The organism is Teichococcus aestuarii (assembly GCF_003116135.1).
Lineage (GTDB): Bacteria > Pseudomonadota > Alphaproteobacteria > Acetobacterales > Acetobacteraceae > Pseudoroseomonas > Pseudoroseomonas aestuarii.
In genome coordinates this window covers 1-223 of sequence record NZ_PDOA01000105.1, presented here as the reverse complement: position 1 = coordinate 223, position 223 = coordinate 1, and the positions used below count along the sequence as shown (strand labels likewise).

1 protein-coding gene is annotated in these 223 nt (G+C 77.6%); it reads left to right on the top strand.

The window, feature by feature from the left end:
- Positions 1-223 (top strand): hypothetical protein (locus CR165_RS26305; RefSeq protein WP_181378365.1); only part of this gene is annotated, 223 nt, incomplete at both ends.

Sequence of the window (223 nt, the reverse complement as noted above, 5' to 3'; positions counted from 1 at the left end):
GCCGCCGCTGCCAAGAGCACGACGACGCGCAAGGCCGCCGCGCCGAAGGCGGCCGCGACGCGCAAGAGCGCCGCCGCTGCCAAGACCGCGACGACGCGCAAGGCCGCCGCGCCGAAGGCGACCGCGACGCGCAAGAGTGCCGCCGCTGCCAAGAGCACGACGACGCGCAAGGCCGCCGCGCCGAAGGCGGCCGCGACGCGCAAGAGCGCCGCCGCTGCCAAGA